This is a genomic window from Pseudomonas sp. WS 5027, assembly GCF_012985695.1.
Lineage (GTDB): Bacteria > Pseudomonadota > Gammaproteobacteria > Pseudomonadales > Pseudomonadaceae > Aquipseudomonas > Aquipseudomonas hygromyciniae.
Genome location: NZ_JAAQWU010000011.1, coordinates 180,594 through 198,907 on the forward strand (window position 1 = coordinate 180,594; position 18,314 = coordinate 198,907).

At 61.8% G+C, this 18,314-nt stretch carries 19 protein-coding genes; 12 read left to right on the forward strand and 7 right to left on the reverse strand.

The annotated features are described in order from the left end of the window. Window positions 1-12 precede the first annotated feature (12 nt). The 3 genes from HBO09_RS15455 to HBO09_RS15465 all read left to right on the forward strand — a co-directional run bounded on the left by HBO09_RS15455 (window position 13) and on the right by HBO09_RS15465 (window position 3,335). A complete protein-coding gene (locus HBO09_RS15455; RefSeq protein WP_169993494.1) occupies window positions 13-627 on the forward strand; it encodes an NAD(P)-dependent oxidoreductase in 615 nt (204 codons plus the stop codon). A gap of 426 nt (window positions 628-1,053) precedes the next feature. Next, a complete protein-coding gene (locus HBO09_RS15460; RefSeq protein WP_169993496.1) occupies window positions 1,054-2,241 on the forward strand; it encodes a cyanate transporter in 1,188 nt (395 codons plus the stop codon). Window positions 2,242-2,378: 137 nt separating this feature from the next. Next, window positions 2,379-3,335, forward strand: a complete 957-nt coding sequence (locus HBO09_RS15465) for a LysR family transcriptional regulator (protein WP_169993499.1) — start codon at window positions 2,379-2,381, stop codon at window positions 3,333-3,335. A 5-nt stretch (window positions 3,336-3,340) separates the two neighbouring features. On the opposite strand, the gene HBO09_RS15470 is transcribed toward HBO09_RS15465, so the two are convergent. Beyond that, complete coding sequence (locus HBO09_RS15470) at window positions 3,341-4,243, reverse strand: LysR substrate-binding domain-containing protein (protein WP_169993501.1); 903 nt, start codon at window positions 4,241-4,243, stop codon at window positions 3,341-3,343. Between the two features lie 129 nt (window positions 4,244-4,372). Here HBO09_RS15470 and HBO09_RS15475 point away from each other — a divergent pair, with 129 nt between their 5' ends. Together HBO09_RS15475 and HBO09_RS15480 are read left to right on the forward strand one after the other, a co-directional pair. Next, window positions 4,373-4,564: a hypothetical protein gene (locus HBO09_RS15475; RefSeq protein WP_169993503.1), complete on the forward strand. Its 192-nt coding sequence runs from the start codon at window positions 4,373-4,375 to the stop codon at window positions 4,562-4,564. Window positions 4,565-4,597: 33 nt separating this feature from the next. Continuing rightward, window positions 4,598-4,990 carry a VOC family protein gene (locus HBO09_RS15480; RefSeq protein WP_169993506.1) on the forward strand — a complete coding sequence of 131 codons (393 nt, stop codon included), beginning with the start codon at window positions 4,598-4,600 and terminating at the stop codon, window positions 4,988-4,990. Window positions 4,991-5,007: 17 nt separating this feature from the next. Here the strand turns inward: HBO09_RS15480 and HBO09_RS15485 are convergent, their stop codons facing one another. Further along, window positions 5,008-5,154 carry a hypothetical protein gene (locus HBO09_RS15485; protein ID WP_169993508.1) on the reverse strand — a complete coding sequence of 49 codons (147 nt, stop codon included), beginning with the start codon at window positions 5,152-5,154 and terminating at the stop codon, window positions 5,008-5,010. Between the two features lie 166 nt (window positions 5,155-5,320). Between HBO09_RS15485 and HBO09_RS15490 the strand changes: the two genes are divergently transcribed. Continuing rightward, complete coding sequence (locus HBO09_RS15490) at window positions 5,321-6,295, forward strand: nitronate monooxygenase family protein (RefSeq protein WP_169993511.1); 975 nt, start codon at window positions 5,321-5,323, stop codon at window positions 6,293-6,295. A 466-nt stretch (window positions 6,296-6,761) separates the two neighbouring features. On the opposite strand, the gene HBO09_RS15495 is transcribed toward HBO09_RS15490, so the two are convergent. Together HBO09_RS15495 and HBO09_RS15500 are read right to left on the reverse strand one after the other, a co-directional pair. Continuing rightward, entirely contained in the window at window positions 6,762-7,292 is a 531-nt protein-coding gene (locus HBO09_RS15495; protein ID WP_169993513.1) for a PadR family transcriptional regulator, read from the reverse strand. Further along, window positions 7,268-8,197 carry a LysR family transcriptional regulator gene (locus HBO09_RS15500; protein ID WP_169993515.1) on the reverse strand — a complete coding sequence of 310 codons (930 nt, stop codon included), beginning with the start codon at window positions 8,195-8,197 and terminating at the stop codon, window positions 7,268-7,270. The genes HBO09_RS15495 and HBO09_RS15500 overlap by 25 nt, the downstream gene beginning before the upstream one ends. A gap of 117 nt (window positions 8,198-8,314) precedes the next feature. On the opposite strand from HBO09_RS15500, the gene HBO09_RS15505 reads away from it, so the two are divergent. The 3 genes from HBO09_RS15505 to HBO09_RS15515 all read left to right on the forward strand — a co-directional run bounded on the left by HBO09_RS15505 (window position 8,315) and on the right by HBO09_RS15515 (window position 12,118). Further along, complete coding sequence (locus tag HBO09_RS15505) at window positions 8,315-9,115, forward strand: enoyl-CoA hydratase (RefSeq protein ID WP_169993518.1); 801 nt, start codon at window positions 8,315-8,317, stop codon at window positions 9,113-9,115. A 129-nt stretch (window positions 9,116-9,244) separates the two neighbouring features. Next, entirely contained in the window at window positions 9,245-10,930 is a 1,686-nt protein-coding gene (locus tag HBO09_RS15510; RefSeq protein WP_169993520.1) for a long-chain-fatty-acid--CoA ligase, read from the forward strand. 3 nt (window positions 10,931-10,933) lie between these two features. Further along, window positions 10,934-12,118, forward strand: coding sequence for an acetyl-CoA C-acyltransferase (locus HBO09_RS15515; protein ID WP_169993523.1), 1,185 nt, complete (start codon window positions 10,934-10,936; stop codon window positions 12,116-12,118). A 384-nt stretch (window positions 12,119-12,502) separates the two neighbouring features. On the opposite strand, the gene HBO09_RS15520 is transcribed toward HBO09_RS15515, so the two are convergent. Further along, window positions 12,503-13,705: a 3-oxoadipyl-CoA thiolase gene (locus HBO09_RS15520; RefSeq protein WP_169993525.1), complete on the reverse strand. Its 1,203-nt coding sequence runs from the start codon at window positions 13,703-13,705 to the stop codon at window positions 12,503-12,505. 2 nt (window positions 13,706-13,707) lie between these two features. Beyond that, window positions 13,708-15,240, reverse strand: coding sequence for a 3-hydroxyacyl-CoA dehydrogenase (locus HBO09_RS15525; protein WP_169993527.1), 1,533 nt, complete (start codon window positions 15,238-15,240; stop codon window positions 13,708-13,710). A 161-nt stretch (window positions 15,241-15,401) separates the two neighbouring features. Here HBO09_RS15525 and HBO09_RS15530 point away from each other — a divergent pair, with 161 nt between their 5' ends. From HBO09_RS15530 to HBO09_RS15540, 3 genes are all read left to right on the forward strand, one after another. Next, window positions 15,402-15,830, forward strand: a complete 429-nt coding sequence (locus HBO09_RS15530) for a PaaI family thioesterase (protein WP_169993529.1) — start codon at window positions 15,402-15,404, stop codon at window positions 15,828-15,830. Next, complete coding sequence (locus HBO09_RS15535) at window positions 15,827-17,158, forward strand: hypothetical protein (protein ID WP_346266435.1); 1,332 nt, start codon at window positions 15,827-15,829, stop codon at window positions 17,156-17,158. The genes HBO09_RS15530 and HBO09_RS15535 overlap by 4 nt, the downstream gene beginning before the upstream one ends. A 139-nt stretch (window positions 17,159-17,297) precedes the next feature. Further along, a complete protein-coding gene (locus tag HBO09_RS15540; RefSeq protein ID WP_029299054.1) occupies window positions 17,298-18,086 on the forward strand; it encodes an IclR family transcriptional regulator in 789 nt (262 codons plus the stop codon). Window positions 18,087-18,135: 49 nt separating this feature from the next. On the opposite strand, the gene HBO09_RS15545 is transcribed toward HBO09_RS15540, so the two are convergent. Next, window positions 18,136-18,314, reverse strand: a 179-nt coding sequence (locus HBO09_RS15545) for an FAD-binding protein (RefSeq protein WP_222933993.1), incomplete at its 5' end; no start/stop codon positions are given.

Genomic DNA, 18,314 nt, shown 5'->3' on the forward strand with positions numbered 1-18,314 from the left:
CTGGAGAACGTCATGAGCAAGATTGCAATCATTGGTGCCACCGGCCGTGCCGGTAGCCAACTGCTGGAAGAAGCCCTGCGTCGCGGTCACACGGTCACGGCCATTGCCCGTAACACGGGCGCTATCGCAGCGCGTCCCGGCCTGACTGTCAAACAGGCTGACGCACTGGACGCCCACGCCCTGCAACAGGCCATCAGCGGCAACGACGTGGTAATCAGCGCGGCCCACTTCGCCACCCTGCCCGCGGCCGCTGTGATCGGGCCGGTCAAACAGGCCGGGGTGAAGCGTCTGCTGGTGGTGGGCGGTGCGGGTTCGCTGCTGTTGCCGGGCGGCGGGCGGGTCATCGACAGCGAAGGCTTCCCTGCCGAGTACAAGGCCGAGGCGAGTGCGGGGGCGGCGTTCCTCGACACCTTGCGCCAGGAAAAGGCGTTGGACTGGACCTTTCTTTCACCCTCGGCAGAGTTTGTCGAGACTGAGCGCACCGGCACGTTCCGCCTGGGCCAGGACGACCTGCTGGTGAGCAGCGAAGGCCGTAGCTGGATCAGCTTTGCCGACTTCGCCATTGCGTTGATCGATGAAGTCGAAACACCGAAACATTCGCGCCAGCGTTTCACCGTAGGCTACTAAGCACACACTCTGTGGCGAGCGGGCTTGCCCCGCGCTGGGCTGCGCAGCAGCCCCACAACCAGTCTCTGCGCACTATCTGGTTGGGGGCGCTACGCGCCCCAACGCGGGGCAAGCCCTAATGCCGTTCAGTTAAGCGGATTCTGCTTTCTGTAGGAGCGAGGGGGACGCCTAGTTCTTGCTCGCGAAGGACGTCAACGATAACGCGTGTTTGCTAGGTAAACGTGGCGCTCTCAAGTTCTTCGCGAGCAAGCTCGCTCCTACAAAAAGGCTTAACTGAACGGCATTAGGGCAAGCCCGCTCGCCACAGGTCAGGTGTGCATTCGACAAAGCGGCGCCTGTTTTTTCAATAGCGCCTGCGACTTTCTCATTTGCCCCCGCGCCCTGGGCGGCCGCCTAATAGCGACCTTGTCCGCTCAAGGTCCGCCCATGGAAAACATCCACGCCAAACCCACCACCGCCCTCTGGCTGATGCTCAGCGTTGTGCTGGTGGCCCTGAACCTGCGCCCCTCCATGGCGGCGGTCGGGCCTTTGTTATCGTCGATCCGCGCCGATGTGCCCCTGAGTTTCAGCACCGCTTCGTTGTTGACCATGCTGCCGGTGATGGCGATGGGCTTGGCGATGTTCTTTGGCATCGGCTTGGGCAAACGACTGGGTGAGCATCGCAGTATCGTGCTGTCGCTGGTGGTGATTGGCCTCGCCACCCTGTCGCGGCTGTTTCTCGATTCCGCCGCCGAATTGATCCTCAGCGCCATCGCCGCCGGCGTGGGCATTGCGTTGATCCAGGCGTTGATGCCCGCGCTGATCAAGTCGCACTTTCGTGACAACGTTTCGCTGTTCATGGGCCTGTATGTCACCGCGATCATGGGCGGTGCGGCATTGGCGGCGTCATTCTCGCCATTCATCCAGGTGCAGACCGGCAGTTGGCGGATTGGCCTGGCCATCTGGGCGGTGCTCGCCGTGTTGGCGCTGCTGTTCTGGTATGCCCAGCGCGCAGCGTTGCCCCCCCTGCCCCAAGCCGGCGCCGGGCCACAGGAGTCATTTTTCGGTAATCGCCGCGCGTGGTTGCTGGCGATTTTCTTCGGTCTCGGTACCGCTTCCTACACCTGCGTACTGGCGTGGCTGGCGCCGTACTACGTCGAGCAGGGCTGGAGCGAACAGAACGCCGGCCTGCTGCTGGGTTTCCTGACGGCCATGGAAGTGGTCTCCGGGCTGATCACCCCGGCCATCGCCAACCGGCGGCAGGACAAGCGCGGCGTGGTTGCCGTGTTGCTGGTGCTGATCATCGCAGGCTTCTGTGGCCTGATCCTCTCCCCGCAGCACCTCGCGTTGCTGTGGCCGTGCCTGCTGGGCCTGGGCATTGGCGGGCTGTTCCCAATGAGCCTGATCCTGTCCCTTGACCATCTGGACAACCCACGCCGCGCCGGTGGCCTGACGGCATTCGTGCAGGGCATCGGCTATCTGATTGCTGGCGTTTCGCCGCTGATTGCCGGGATGATCCGCGACCAACTGGGCAGTTTCGAATGGGCCTGGTGGTCGCTCACCGCCGTGGTGGTGGTGATGTTATTGATCGTCCTGCGCTTCGACCCACGCCACTATGCACGGCATATCCGCTAGGGCGTCGTGTTCCAAACAGTATCTGTCCCACAATGAACATAGAAAGGTCCGACAGACCTTTCTATTGGAACGAGCGTTCCGTTAACATTTTGTCTTGTTTGCGCTGCGGTTGCGCAACAGACTCACGGACGGAACGAATGCTAAACAGCAACTTGCTTAGAAAGCTCGATATGCAGGATCTGATGGTGTTTATCGCTGTGTATGAGCAAAGCAGCGTCACCGATGTGTCCGAAACCCTGTTTGTCAGCCAGTCCACCGTCAGTTACAGCCTCAAGAAGCTGCGCACCAGCTTTGAGGACGACCTGTTTATCAATACCCGCGCCGGCATGCGCCCGACCTACAAAGCCAGCACCATGTATGGCCATGTGCAGAAAATCCTCGAAAGCATCAACCTCTGCCATGCGGGTGCGCAGACGTTCGACCCCAAGCAAAAAGCCGTCACCTTCAACCTTTGTGCGCCCGAGTACTTCGAGCAACTGATCCTGCCCAGATTGTTGAAACACTTCGATCACGCCGACCTGCCGGTGATCGTCAACGTGCAGAAGCTGGAAACCGAGATTCCCATCGAAGCGCTGCGTGACGGGCGCCTGGACCTGGTGATCTGCTTCGGCCCGCACTTTCATCGCGAGCACAAAGACCTAAGGACGCAGATGCTGCTGGAGGACGATCTGGTCTGCGTCTTCGACAAACGCGCCGCCCCCCGGGAGCCGGCGTTCAGCCTGCAGTCCTTTGTGGCCCGGCGCCATGTGTTCCCTACGCCCTGGACCTCGGACACCAACATGATCGACGGCTGGCTGGCCCGCCAGGCCCACAAGCGTCAGGTCATTGCCCGGGCCAACAGCTACAGCGCAGCGCTGAAGATGATTGCCGGTACCGACTTCATCGTCACCCTGCCCCGGCGCGTGCAACAGTTGCTTGCCGTGGCACCGCAGTTTGGCCATTGCGAAGCGCCCAACGGCCTGCCGGGGTTTACCCTGGATATGCAGTGGAACGACGCCAGCGAGCAGGAAAGCGCCAACCTGTGGTTTCGGGAGCAGGTGGCCACGGCAGCGGCAAGCCTCAAGCTGGAGGCGGCAACACAAGCCCATGCCTGACGTTCTCAGCCCCTCATAAAGGCTTCCAGCCGTGAGCGCATCCAGCGCTCGGCGGGGTCGCTGTCAACGTGGCTGAGCCAGACCATGGACAGGTCCAGGGTCGGCGTCTCGAACGGGAACGGCTCGCAAAACAGGTTGCCCGCCGCCGCCATGGCCTGGGCCGCATAGTCCGGCAGGCTGGCGATCATATCGGTGCCGGCCAGCAATGCCGGCAAGGAGCTGTATTGCGGCACGGATAACACTACGTGCCGCTTGCGACCGATCTCTGCCAGCCACTCATCGGCAAAACCCGCGACATTGGCGGTGTGGGACACCAGCACATGGGGCCGTGAGCAATATTCATCGAGGGTCAGAGGCTGGTCCGAGGCATCGGCGCGCAGCACGCTGGGGCGGATATGGCGCAACAACTTGCGCTTGGCATTGGCCGGCAGGCCGCGAGTCTGGGTGATGCCGACGGTAATATCGCCCGCTGCCAGCAAATCCGGGATGCGCCAGTAATCCACATGCTGCACCACAAATACCACCTGTGGCGCTTCGGTGCGCAGGGCACGTAGCAGCGGTGGCAACAGGCCGAACTCCACGTCATCGGACAGGCCGATGCGAAAGGTCATGGTGCTGACAGACGGGTCGAAATCATGGGTAAGACTCAACGCCGCCGACAGCGAATCCAGGGCCGGCGACAGATGCAGGATAAGTTCCTCGGCCCGCGCCGTGGGTTCCATGCGATGGCCGACGCGGATAAACAGCGGGTCGTTGAACAACGTGCGCAGGCGGTTGAGGGCGGCGCTGATCGTCGGCTGGCCGAGAAACAGCTTCTCTGCCGCGCGTGTCACGTTGCGCTCGAGCATCAGCGTTTCAAAGACCACCATCAGATTGATATCGGCCTTGCGTAATTCATTGCGATTCATGGCACGCGCACCACAGCCCAAGACAGTCGGCAGTTTAGGAACACAGCGAGCCCTGCGTCTATGTGCAGACTATCCAAGCCAAGGGTTTGGGACTATAAATCAGCTTCGACGGCAACCGAGAACATCACCGTGCTGGTCATTCTTGTCCTGGCTGTTCTGATGGCCGGGATGTGCATCTGGTCCATCAAGTTCATCGCCCACCCCACCGCCCGCACACTGTTGCGGGTATTTGTCGGGTTATGCCTGGCCGCGATCGTTGCGTACCTGGTGCTCGCGTCAGGGTTTCCTACGGCCTTGCTGGTATCGGCAGGCACTCTTTAATTGCCATCTCACTCAAGCATGGAGCGCTTAACCATGAAATTCGCCTACACCATCGTCTACGTCCCGGACGTCGCCGCGTCCCTGCAATTTTTTGAAGACGCCTTCGGTTTCAGCCGTCGTTTCCTGCATGAATCAGGCACCTATGGCGAGCTGGAAACGGGCGGCACGACCTTGTCTTTCGCGGCCCATGAGCTGGGGGACATGAATTTTCGCGGCGGGCACGTGGCAGCCCACAGCTCGAAACAGCCACTGGGCATGGAGTTGGGGTTCGTCACCGATGACGTGCCGGCCGCCCACGCCAAGGCGCTAAGCGCCGGTGCAAGCGAGCTGACGGCGCCAAGCAGCAAGCCCTGGGGCCAAGTGGTGTCGTATGTGCGTTGCCCGGATGGGACGCTGGTGGAACTGTGTACGCCGATCCAAAACTGACACGCACCCGGCAGCCGTCAGGGTTTCAGCGGACGTTCCTGATCGCGCTCGGACAGTTCCGTACCGTCGTCCGGGTGCTTCCAGGTCTGTGGTTTCTCTTCCTCACGACGTTGCCGGGCGCGCTCCTGCTGCGCCTCGTCGTGCGGCTTGGGTTCATTGGTCATACCTACCTCCCGTCCTTAAGAATGAGTCCCGCTAAGCAAGCATAGAACAGCAAACACATTTGTTGCGGGCAACGGCCGGACAACTATGCAACTGGTTGCATATTAAAATTCAGCCTGCTAATTTCTCGTCGCCGGGTACCCGACACCCGATCCGATTGGAGCCGCCATGACTCTCCCCGCTGTGTTGCAAGGCCGTCTTTCGATTCCAGTGGTGTGTTCGCCGCTATTTATTATTTCCAGCCCCCAGTTGGTTATCGCCCAGTGCAAGGCAGGCGTGGTGGGTTCATTCCCGGCGCTGAATGCGCGGCCGGCACCGGTGCTGGAGGAGTGGCTCAAGCAAATCACCACCGAGCTGGCCGCGTACGATGCCCTGCATCCGGATAAGCCCTCTGCGCCGTTTGCGGTCAACCAGATCGTGCACAAGTCCAATGATCGCCTCGAACACGACCTGGCCCTGTGCGCCAAGTACAAAGTCCCGATCATCATCACCTCCCTGGGTGCGCGGGTGGATGTGAACGAGGCGGTCCACGCCTACGGCGGCATCGTGCTGCACGACGTGATCAACAATACCTTCGCCAAAAAAGCCATCGAGAAAGGCGCCGACGGCCTGATTGCCGTGGCAGCAGGTGCCGGAGGCCATGCGGGAAAGATTTCGCCCTTTGCACTTATCCAGGAAATTCGTGAATGGTTCGACGGCCCGCTGCTGCTTTCGGGGGCTATTTCACACGGTAACGGGATTCTTGCCGCACAGGCGGCAGGGGCTGACCTGGCCTACATAGGCTCGGCATTTATCGCCACTGAAGAAGCGCATGCCCAGGCGGCCTACAAACAAATGATTGTCGAAAGCTCGGCCGATGACATTGTCTACTCCAACCTGTTTACCGGCGTGCATGGCAACTACCTGCGTCAAAGCATTGCCAACAGCGGCCTGGACCCGGATGAACTGCCGGTGTCCGATCCCTCGAAAATGAATTTCGGCACCGGTGACGGAGCCAAGGCCAAGGCATGGAAAGATATCTGGGGGGCCGGCCAAGGCGTCGGCGCGGTCAAGTCGGTGCTCCCAGCCAGCAAGCTGATCGAGCGGCTCAAGGGCGAGTATCAAGCCTCACGTAAACGCCTGGACCTCAGCGCTACTCATTAAAGGCCCAAGAGCTGTCGAGGCCCGGCGAGGCTGCGAAAGCGGTGAGTCAGGTGGCCTATTTGTTGGCTGGGCTGCCGCCATCGCAGCCTCGCTAAAGCTCGACAGCTCCCACAGGGATTGGCGGTGGGGCGGGGATTTCAGGTTGGATGAAGATCAAATGTGGGAGCTGTCGAGCCCTGGCGAGGCTGCGAAAGCGGTGGGTCAGGCGACATCTTCAGTGGCTGGGCTGCCGCTTTCGCAGCCTCGCTAAAGCTCGACAGCTCCCACAGGGATTGGCGGCGGGTCCGGGATTTCAGGTTGGATGAAGATCAAGTGTGGGAGCTGTCGAGCCCCGGCGAGGCTGCGAAAGCGGTGGGTCAGGCGACATCTTCAGTGGCTATGCTGCCGCTTTCGCAGCCTCGCTAAAGCTCGACAGCTCCCACAGGGCGGGGATTTCAGGTTGGGTGAAGTCGACCCCTGCCTGGCCTCAAGCCTCAATCAATGGCAGTAACTCATCCGCCCAGGCCAGCCAGCTTTCTTCGATCATGATTCCGCGCCGCAGCACCACGTATTGCAGGCGCTGTGCGCGGGTCAACGATGCAGATGAAAAGTCACGCTGCTCAATCTGCCGATACGTCTCAAGCAGTGCCTGGTGTTGCTTGATCAGGCGCAGCACTTCCTCACGCAGGCCCAACGGCCCGATTACCGCCTCGGCACGTAGCTTGATCAGCAGTGCCTGGTTCTGGTCCCCCGAGTCTTGCGGTTCGGCGGCCCAACGCCGCAGTTCTTCGCGCCCCGCAGGCAGCACCTGGTAGGTTTTTTTGCGTCGTTTGTCAGCCTCGGGGCAGTCCTGCGCCATGAGCCAGCCGGCAGTGACCATACGCCCCAGTTCGCGATAGATCTGCTGATGGGTGGCTTGCCAGAAGTACCCCATGGAGCGGTCGAAGCGATTGGCCAACTCATAACCCGTCGAGGGTTTTTCCAGGAGCGAGGTCAGGAGTGCGTGTTGGATGGACATGGGGCGCAGTCTATCTCTGTGGTTCTGGCTCGGGCGAGCATGAAGTCGATGAAAGTCGATGTCGCGCGGGTGTGGTGGTGGTCAGGCATGTAGAGCATATACATGTTGGTGCCGAAGATGCTCAGCCGCCAGGTGTCCAGTGCGGTCACCAGCGTGCCCTGGCGTACGTCGTCCTGCACCAGGTAGTCCGGCACCAGCCCTACGCCCAGCCCGGCCAATACGGCTTGGCGCAGAAACAGGAAGTTCTCTGAAATCAGCGTGGGCTCCAGCAGTACCTCATGACGCTCATCGTCCAGGTATGCCGCAACGCGCAACTGTCGGCCGACCACCGCCGCGGTAATCAGCGGCGCGGTGCGCAAGTCGCTCAGTTGTCCGGGCACGCCATGTTCCCGGGCATAGGCCGCCGAGACGCAAGCCACATAGCGCAACACGCCCATGTCCCGCGCCACCAGGTTTTGCGGCGGCTCGGACATGACCCGTACTGCGATATCCACTTCATCGCGCATCAGGTCTTCGACGCGGTTTTCGAACATCACATCCAGCACGATCCCCGGGTACTGGCGCTTGAAGTCGAGCAGCCAGTCGGCCATCACCCATTGGCCATAACCGCTGGGCACACTCACCCGCACCCTGCCCTGCAGGCTCTGGCCCAGCGACGAGATCGACTCTTGCGCCGCCATTAGCTCATTGCGAATGGCTCGCCCGTGCTCATACAGGCGCAGACCGATCTCGGTCGGCTCAATGCGCCGCGTAGTGCGCCGCACCAGTTGCAAACCGATCGACTGCTCCAGGCGGCTGAGGTGGTAGCTGATATTGGCCCGGCTGACTTTGAGTCGCCGTGCGGCCTCGCTGAGGTTGCCCGCATCGATGATTTCGACCAGCAAGGTAAGCGACTTGAGGTCCATGGGGATCACTGTCAAAGAATTTTGAACAGCCTGTCAATCAGGGCTGTGATTGTCAACGAAGCCTTGCATTCCGATAATCCTTCGGATAATCCGCCGCTGAGCACAACAGGTGAAACCATGCGTGAACCGATTCTTGTGGGCCGTGAAGGCGCTGTCCTGGTGCTGTCCAATAACAACCCCGCCGCACGTAATGCGCTCACCCCCGAGTTTTATGCAGCATTGCCCCAGGCCCTGGCCCAGGCCGAGGCGGATCCGGCCATTGGCGCCGTGGTGCTGACCGGGGTTGGCGGCCACTTCTGCGCCGGCGGCGATCTGCAGCGCCTGGCATTACGCCGAGCCATGACGCCAGCAGCGCGACGGGTCAATCTTGAAGGGCTGCATGACCTGATCCGTGCGATCCAAAATTGCAGCAAGCCGGTGATTGCCGCCGTCGAAGGCGCCGCCGCCGGGGCCGGCCTGTCGATTGCGTTGGCTTGCGACATGCTGGTGGTTGCGCGTAACGCTTCGTTTTCGGTGGCCTACGTCAAGGTCGGCCTCACTCCAGATGGAGGCGCCACGGCGTTCCTCGCCGAGTTTGTCTCGCGCCAGGTGCTGACGCAGCTGTGCCTGACAGGTGAGCGTATCAGCGGCGAGCGCTTGCATGCCTTGGGCGCGGTCAATGTGCTGACCGAACCCGGCGACGCGCTCCCCGCAGCCATCACCCTGGCAAGCCGAGTTGCCTCAGGCCCACAGCGAGCCATGGCGCGAATCAAGACCCTGTGCCGCCAGGCCAGCAGCACCACCCTGGAACAGCAGTTGGAGTTGGAGGCCAGCCATATGGTGGTGTCCATGGGGGACGATGAAGCCGCCGAGGGCATTGCAGCCTTCTTCGACAAGCGCCCCGCAGACTTCGAAGGCTTACGAATAACCGATCAATAGTTCCGCATAGCGAAACATGATTCCATATATTTGACATCAAGCCGCATTGCATGCAAATCTCCAGCGAGATGGCACTGCCATGCCGCACGCATATCGATTAACCCAGACTCATAACAATAGGGTTTTAGAATGTTCAACCGTCACCTGCCCCATTGGCCGGAGGGTGCGCCCCACCACCTGACACTGCCGGATACCAGCCTGTTCTGTAACCTGGAAATCTCTGCCCGGCGTTATCCGCAAAAGACCGCGATCATTTACTACGACACCCTCATCAGCTACGCCCAGTTGCTCGATGAAGTCGAGCGATTGGCCGGGTATTTCCAATCCCAGGGGGTCAAGCGCGGCGACCGGGTCCTGTTGTTCATGCAGAACTCGCCGCAGTTCATCATCACCTACTACGCCGCCCTGCGCGCCGATGCCATGGTGGTACCGCTCAACCCCATGAGCCGCGCCAGCGAGCTGGAACACTACCTGCACGATACGGACGGCGAGATCGTCGTCTGCGCCCAGGATCTCGCGCCTTTTGTCACGCCGCTGCTCGGCCGCTTCAAGCTGCGCCACGTGCTGACCACGGCTTACTCCGAGTACCTGCGCACGCCCACCGACCTGCCCCTGCCGCCCGAGCTGCTTGCCCCGGTTGAAACGGCAACAGTGCCGGGGGTGACGCGCTGGCAGGCCGCCCTCGATTGCGGGCAACGCCCCGGCCCCCACCTGAGCGGCGCCGACGATCACTGTGTGATGCCTTACAGCTCAGGCACCACCGGCGTGCCCAAGGGTTGCCTGCATACCCATGGGTCGGTAATGGCGACGACGGTACACCGCCAGGCCTGGACTGGGCGCAATTGCGAAGACGTGGTGCTGACCACGTTGCCGCTGTTCCATGTGGCCGGTATGCAATCGTCGATGAACGGGCCGATTTTCAGTGGTGCCTGTGTGGTGGTCATGACCCGCTGGAACCGTGAAGTCGCCGCACAGTTGATGCAGCGTTATCGCGTCAGCAACTGGTCGAATATCGTCACCATGGCCGTGGATTTCCTGACCCAGGACGGGCTTGATCGCTATGACCTATCGAGCCTCGACTACATTGGCGGCGGCGGCGCGGCGATGCCCGGCCCGGTCAAGGACAAGCTCAAGCAGTTGCTGGGCCTGGACTACATCGAAGGGTATGGCATGACCGAAACCATGGCCGCGACCCATATGAACCCCAAGGCGCGCAGCAAACCCCAATGCCTGGGCATTCCGGCGTTCGACGTGGACTCACGCGTTATCGACAGCACCACCGGACTGGAGCTGCCCCCTAACGAGGTGGGGGAAATCATCTGTAATGGCCCGCAGCTGTTCAAAGGCTACTGGCGACTGCCGCAGGACACCGAAAAAGCCTTTATCGAACTGGAAGGTAAACGCTTCCTACGTACCGGCGACCTCGGCTACTACGATGAAGACGGCTACTTCTTCATGGTCGACCGCATCAAACGCATGATTAATGCCTCCGGCTACAAGGTCTGGCCTTCGGAAGTCGAAAGCCTGATGTACCGCCATCCGGCGATCAAGCAGTGCTGCGTCATTTCCTCGCCCGACGCCCGCCGTGGGGAAGCGGTCAAGGCCCTGGTGACGTTGCACCCCGACCAACAGGACACCACCGCCTGCGACATCATCGAGTGGTGCAAGGCCAACATGTCGGCCTACAAAGTCCCGGTCACCATTGAGTTTCGCGAGCATCTGCCGCAATCAGGTGCCGGCAAACTGCTATGGCGCCAATTGCAGGATGAAGAATGGGCCGCCCACACCCCCACCATTACTGGCACAGGAAGCTGATTGATGTCTGACGCCGTTATTGTCTCCACCGCGCGTACCGCCCTGGGCAAATCCTACCGGGGCGCGCTGAACAACACCCACAGCATCGACCTGGCCGGGCATGTGATCCAAGAGGCCGTGGCCCGTGCCGGGATTGATCCGGGGCTGATTGAAGATGTGATCCTCGGCGCGACGTTCCATGAAGGCGCCCAGGGCAAGAACATGGCACGCCTGGCAGCCATTCGTGGCGGGCTGTCCAGCGCAACGGCGGGCATGTCGATCAACCGCTTTTGCAGCTCGGGGCTGCAAGCCATCGCGCTTGCGGCACAGCGTATCGTGTCGGAGAAAGTCCCGGCGATGATCGCCGGCGGCGTGGAATCCATCAGCCTGCTGCAAAACGACAAGCTCAATAGCTATCGCAGCCAGAACCCTTGGCTGCTGGAGCACAAACCCGAGCTTTACCTGTCGATGATCGAAACCGCCGACATCGTTGCCCATCGCTACACCATCAGCCGCCAGGCCCAGGACGAATACGCCCTGCTCAGCCAACAGCGCACCGCCGCCGCCCAGGCAGCCGGTTTGTTTGATGCCGAGATTGTCCCTTTCACCACGCACATGCTGGTCAAGGACAAACACAGCGGCGAAGTCAGCGAGCAGCCCGTCACCCTCACCCAGGACGAATGCAACCGCCCCTCCACCACCCTGCAAAACCTGGCCCTGCTGGAGCCGGTGCGCGGTGCCGGGCAATTCATCACAGCGGGCAATGCCAGCCAATTGTCCGATGGGGCATCGGTGTGCCTGGTCATGGACAGCCTGTACGCCGAACGCAATAACCTCGAGCCGCTGGGGATTTTCCGCGGTTTTGCCGTGGCCGGTTGCGAGCCGGACGAAATGGGGATTGGCCCGGTCTACGCCATCCCGCGCCTGCTCAAGCGCAACGGCCTGAAGATCGACGATATCGACTTGTGGGAGCTCAACGAAGCCTTCGCCTCGCAGGTGATTTACTGCCGGGAAAAGCTCGGCATTCCCTTGGAGAAGATGAACGTCAACGGCGGCTCCATCTCCATCGGCCACCCTTATGGCGTCACCGGCTCACGCCTGACCGGCCATGCCCTGATCGAAGGCAAACGGCGCGGCGCCAGGTATGTGGTGGTGACCATGTGCATCGGCGGCGGGCAAGGGGCTGCGGGGTTGTTCGAAGTGGTCTGACGCAGAACCAGCGTGCGAAGCTGCATCTGTGTGGGAACGGGCTTGCCCGCGAAAGCGGTGGGTCAGTCAGAATCTATTTTTCTGACCCGCCGCCTTCGCGGGCAAGCCCGCTCCCACAAGGGATCTGTGCCAGGCGCAGAGTCTTGGGCACACCCCCCATCACATGTGGGAGCTGGCTTGCCTGGGATAACCATAGGTCTGAAACTGACGACCTACCCTGTGGCGAGCGGGCTTGCCCCGCGCTGGGCTGCGTAGCAGCCCCACTCCAGGCACCGCGGTTGTTTCAGATATACCGAGCCGGCAGGTTTTGGGGCTGCTACGCAGCCCAGCGCGGGGCAAGCCCGCTCGCCACAACAAGCTCGCTCCCGCATTTGCATAGTGGTTTTAGTCAAGCCGCTCGATCACGCAAGCAATGCCCTGACCAATCCCGATGCACAGGCTCACCAACGCGTAGCGCCCTTGTTGGCGCTCCAGGCTGCGCAAGGCCGTCAGGGCCAAGCGGGCACCGGAGGCGCCCAGCGGGTGGCCAATGGCGATGGCACCGCCCTGGGCATTCAAGCGTGGGTCGTCAAAGGCCAGGCCCAACTCCTTGGCACACCCCAGTACCTGGGTGGCGAAGGCTTCATTGATTTCAATCACATCCATATCCGCCAGGCTGAGCCCGGCTCGCGCCAGGACCTTGCGAATCGCCGGTACCGGCCCCAGGCCCATCACCCGTGGCGCAACACCCGCGACCGCACCGGCCACGATCCGTGCCCGTGGCTTGAGCCCGTGACGCTCACCGATAGCGCGGTTGCCCATAATCAGCGCCGCCGCGCCATCGTTGATCCCCGAGGCATTACCTGCCGTGACCACGCCGCCCTCGAACAGCGCCCCCAGACGGGCCAGCGCGGGTTCATCGGTGCTCGGCCGTGGGTGCTCATCGGCGACCACCGCCTTGGGCGGCAGCTTGCGCCCTTGGGGTACCAAGACCTGCAGCAGTTCCTCCTCGTAAAAGCCCTCGGCCAGCGCCTTGGCATACAACGCCTGGCTGCGTGCCGCGAACCCATCACTGTCGCCACGGCTGATGCCCAGGTCGTGCGCAATGTTATCGGCGGTTTGCGGCATGCTGTCGGCGCCGAATTCAGCCTCGATACGCGGGTTGGGAAAACGCGCACCGATGCTGCTGTCGAAGACCTGGAACGCCCGGGAAAACGCCGCCTCACTCTTGCCGACGACAAACGGCGCACGACTCATGCTCTCGGTGCCGCCGGCGATAAACAGCTGGCCTTCATCGCACCGGATCATCCGACTCACATCCAGCACCGCCGCCAGCCCCGAGCCGCACAAACGGTTGACGGTCAAGCCACCGGTGGTCAATGGCAAACCCGCGAGCAATGCCGCATTGCGGGCGACGTTGCGCGCATCTTCACCGGCCTGGCAGGCACAGCCCACCACGACGTCTTCATAGTCCTGGGCAGCGAACGGGCTACGCGCCACCAAGGCGCGGATGACCTCACCCAGCAAGTCATCGGGGCGCACGCTGGCCAAGGCGCCGGCGCTGCGGCCAAAAGGTGTACGCAGGCCATCATAGATATAAGCAGACATGGTTATTGCTCCTGCACGGCAGAGGGTTGATCGGGAGTTTGCAGGCTCAGGCCCAACTGGACCCGGCGACGCAGCCAGGGGCTGGGACGATAACGCGGCTCCTCATAGCAGCCTTGAATGCCACGCAGCACCGCGAGGATTTTGTCTGCGCCATAGAACTCGGCCAAAGCCAGTGGGCCACGCGGATAACCCAGCGCCAGCATCACCGCACGGTCGAGGGTGGCCGGGGTGGCGATGCCACGCTGGACGATTTCCGCGCCCAGATTGGCCACGCTTGCCACGACCCGCTGAATGATAAAACCGGGTGAGTCATTGATCACTTCCACCGGCACCCCATTGCTGCTCAAGGCCTGCACCGCCTGGGCTTCCAGCGCCGGGTCAAGTGCCGGTTGACGCATCAGCACCAGGCGTTTGGAGAAGTCGCAGAAGGTATCCAGGGCCAGGGTGCGCTCGGCGGGCAACCCCAGGCGCGCGATCACGCTGCTGGCATCTTCCCCCAGCGGGGTTATCAGGCAGATTGCGTCGGCAGACGGTTGAGCGCCCGCTTCGAGAGTCGCCCCGCCGGCTGCGAGCAAGGCCGCCACTTCAGCCCTTACTTGCGCATCCTGGCTGTCGAGCCAGAAGCAACGGTCAACCGATACAGGTGCGCGCTGGGGCTGCGGCGCACGCAGTTGCTGGCCATCGATGTAGCGGTAGAAACCATGCCCATCACTCTTGCGCCCCAGCAAACCTGCGGCCACTCGCTGGGCCGCCAGGTAGGATGGGGTGTAACGCGGATCACCATAAAACTGCGCGTAAATCGACTCCATCACGCTATGGGAAATGTCCAGGCCGGTGAGGTCAAACAACTCGAACGGCCCCATGCGAAACCCCGGGCCATCGCGCAGAATGCGGTCGATCTGCTCGACATCGGCAATGTTCTCGCCAAGGATACGCAACGCTTCAGTGCCATAGGCACGACCGGCATGGTTGACCAGAAAGCCCGGCGTGTCTGGGGTCTGCGCCGCAAAGTGACCCGCCGCCTCGGCCAACGCACACAGGCGCTCCACCACCTGCACCTGGGTACGTTCGCCGCGCACCACCTCGACGATTTTCATCAGAGGTACCGGGTTGAAGAAGTGAAAACCGGCAACCCGCTCAGGGTGTTGGCAGCCGCTGGCGATCTGCGTGACGGACAGCGAAGACGTGTTAGTCGCCAATACCGCGCTCGGCGCAACGATGGCTTCCAACTGGCGAAACAGCCCTTGCTTGGCCTCCAGGTTCTCGACGATGGCTTCGATCAACAGATCGCAACCGGCCAAGGCTTCCAGGCTGGCGGCGGGCTGCATGCGCGCCAGGGTCTGTTCCAACTGCTCGGGGCTGAGCCTGCCCTTGGCCACCTGGCGCGCCAACAGGTCCTTGTTAAAGCTCAGCGCCTGTTCGACCGCTTCAGGGCGCACGTCATACAGCAGCACCTCGCAGCCTGACGTCGCAAACACTTGAACAATGCCACGGCCCATGGCGCCGCTGCCAATCACACCGATACGTGAAAACATGGTTTCTCCGATTTTATGTTTCGCTGTGCAGAACCTAATTCCATATTGACTAGAATACTAATTATTGTCAGGCTCAACTTCAATCTAAAAACGGTTCCTTGCGGAACATACCGTGCATAGCAAGTGCCATCGTTCACCCCATAACAAAAAGAGAACACACCATGACCGTCTCACCACCCGCCGACCTGCAAGGCCTGTTCAGTGGATTCGCCGCGTACCTGGGCCTTGATCTGGTTGAATACGGCCAGGCGCAAACCATCATCGCGCTGCAGGTGCGCCCCGAGCACCTCAACCAAGCCGGCAACCTGCACGGCGGTGTGATTGCCGCCATGGCCGACGCGGCGCTGGGCATGTGCGGCACCTGGAACATCGACCCGGACCTGTGGCGTTTGTCCCTGACACTGTCACTGAACATCAATTACATGGCTCCCGCCCCTGCGGGCAGTCAGGTTCGGGTAATCGCCCGGGTCCGGGGCGGCGGGCCGAAAATCTACATGGCCGCGTGTGATGTGCTCGATGCCGAGGACCACCTGTTGGCCAGCGCCGAAGGTGTGTTCAAACGCAGTCGCCTGCGCCGCCTGCCCGCGTGAAGCTGACACGCCTGCTGCCACTGGCCCTGCTGTGCGAACTGATTGCCCTGGGCACGCGTACCAGTGCGTTCAGCCTGATCGCGGCGCTGCTGTTCGGATTGTTTTTTATCCGCCATTGGCAGTCGCTCATGCCCTACCCTCGGCGCCTGGGCCTGGCAACGCTGGTGTTGCTCGCGATCTGGCTGGTCAAGGCTCCGCTGGATCTGCCCGCCGTCCAGCGCATGAGCAGCGCGGGCGCCTATTACGCAGCGTTTATTGGTGGATTGGGGCTGATGGGCTGCCTGGTCAAGCGCCTGCCGGCACTGCGCGAGGTGCATGGTTTTCTGTTGCGTGGACCACGCTCGCTGCTCTATCCACGCTATCTGCTGGCCGCATTGGGGTTGGGATCAATCCTCAGTTTCGGCATGCTCAACCTGATGTGCTCGACCCTGCACAGTTACCTGCAGCCGTTTGCGCCGGATCATCCGGGCCGGCGTGATGGCCAGCGCGGCGTGCTGACCGCTGCCATTCGCGGTTTTGCCCTGGTGCCGTTGGTTGCGCCGACCAGTATTGTCGTGGCGATCATCACCCGTGAAGTGCCGAGCCTGGCCTGGGCCGACCTGCTGCCTTACGGAGTGATCGCCACGGTGCTGCTCATGCTCATTGGCGCACGCACGGAAAACCGCCACTTGCAGACCCTGGTCGACGAATCACCCGAAATCCCCGCCGCGTCTCTCAACCCACTGGCGCTCGGCACCGCCGTGGGCATTGGTGCAATTGTGGCGCTGGCCAGCCTGAGTTGGCTGAACATCACCCAGGCATCGCTGATGGTGGTGCCGCTACTGGTCAGCGGCTGGCTGTTCCTCGAAAGCCCGCGCAAGGCCTACGACGAATTGGCCGAGCACCTGGCGGGCATGCGCAATGAGGTCTTTATATTTGGCTGCTCGGCGCTGTTCGGTGCGCTGTTCAATCAACTGGTTTCCCTGGAGCAACTGGTGCCGTTGCTGGGCGGCTCGTCACAGGTTTTCTGGGTGCAGTGCATGGCGCTGCTGGGTGTGGTGGGGCTCGCTCTGGTCGGCATTGCGCCGATTATTACCCTGAGCATTTGTGCCGGCTTACTCGCCCAATTGCAGGTGGCCGGCGTCAACCCACTGGGGCCTGCCGTCAGCCTGGTCTGCGCGTTTTCCCTGGCGATGCTGCTCTCGCCCTTTGGGCCTGCGGTGCTGATCCTGGCGCGCACTGCAGGCACCTCGGCGTGGACGATTGTTCTCACCTGGAATGGCCGTTTCGCCCTGATCGCCATTCCGCTATTGCTGGCCCTGTCGTGGGTCGTGCAATGGCTCCACTAGCGGAATGGGATTCCGCTATGCTGCCCTTTCGCGCGACTATGTAAGTCGTTGCATTGAAATCTCGACGGTTACTGCCCACACTGCCCGGCATTATCGGCTAACCTCTTCCACTGCCTGTCCGCTGCCCACACGAGCCTCCATGACTGAAGAAATCGAAACGCCCGAGAACGAACCCAAGGACCGGAAATTCGTCGAAGCCCTGAGTCGCGGTCTCGAAGTGCTGCGCGCGTTCACCCACGGCAACGTCACCCGTGGCAACCAGGACATTGCACGGATTACCGGGCTGCCCAAGCCCACGGTTTCGCGCCTGACCTACACCCTGACGCAGCTTGGCTACCTGAGCTACAACCAGGACGTGGAAAAGTACCAACTCGACTCCGGGGTGCTGGCCCTGGGTTACGCCTACGTCAACAACCTGCGGGTACGCCAGCTGGGCAAGCCGCTGATGGACGAGTTCGCACGGCGCACCAACACCACCGTTGGCCTCACCTGCCGCGACCGCCTATCGATGATCTACGTGGAAAGCTGCCGCCCACCCGACGTCGCCAGCCTGCGTATGGAAGCCGGTGTGCGCCTGCCGCTGAGCACCACTGCCGCAGGTCGCGCCTACCTGGCCGCCACGCCGGAAAACGAGCGGGCGCATCTGATCGGCGAAATAGCCAAGAAGGCCGGTGACGAATGGCCGGCCCTGGAGATCTCGCTGAACGAATCGTTCCGCGAGTATGAAGAGTTCGGTTTTTGCCTGTCCCTCGGCGAGTGGGACCGCAACGTCAACGCTGCTGGCGTACCGCTGCGCCTGGCCGACGGCAGCATCATGGCCCTGACCTGTGGCGCGCCGAAGTTCCAACTGCCTACCGATACCCTGCAAAGCTCCCTGGCTCATCAACTGGTGATGTTGGCCAGGGACATCGAAAGCCTGGGCGCCTGATCGCCATAGGCCATGCAGGCGCGCAACTGTTCGCGCCTGCATGAGCCATCTACAGGCTACCGCTCAACGCGGGAACCGCCTCGAACAAGTCCGCCACCAGACCGTAATCAGCCACCTGGAAGATCGGTGCTTCTTCGTCCTTGTTGATCGCAACGATCACTTTGGAGTCCTTCATACCAGCCAAATGCTGGATCGCGCCGGAGATACCGACCGCGATGTACAGCTGTG